We start from the raw sequence: 365 nt of genomic DNA, 5'->3' as shown, positions 1-365 counted from the left end.
ACTACCTGCCCGCGTACGCCGGCAACCTCGACATCATGACCTCGGCGGCGCTTCGCACCGCGGAACGCCTGGTCGCTGTCCGAGCGGAGGCACGGTCATGACCCGCCTGTACGTGCAGGACGTCACGTTGCGCGACGGCATGCACGCCATCAGGCACCGCTACACCGTCGACGAGGTCCGGGTGATCGCCGCCGCATTGGACGCCGCAGGGGTCGACGCGATCGAGGTCGCCCACGGCGACGGCCTGGCCGGCTCGTCCGTCACCTACGGCCACGGTGCCGCGTCGGACGCCGACTGGATCACCGCCGCCGCCGAGTCGATCAGCCGGGCGACGTTGACGACGCTGCTGCTGCCCGGCATCGGGA

Annotated in this window: 1 pseudogene; it reads left to right on the top strand. The window is 71.2% G+C overall.

What is annotated here, in order from left to right:
• Nucleotides 1–97: 97 nt before the first annotated feature.
• Nucleotides 98–365 (top strand): annotated as a pseudogene (locus ACFHWS_RS28605) (4-hydroxy-2-oxovalerate aldolase); the annotation flags it as partial.

It is taken from the genome of Micromonospora sp. LOL_013 (genome assembly GCF_048060315.1).
Classification (GTDB): Bacteria; Actinomycetota; Actinomycetes; order Mycobacteriales; family Micromonosporaceae; genus Micromonospora_E.
Note: the sequence above shows the minus strand (reverse complement) of the source record. Positions and strands in the feature narration are given on the sequence as shown.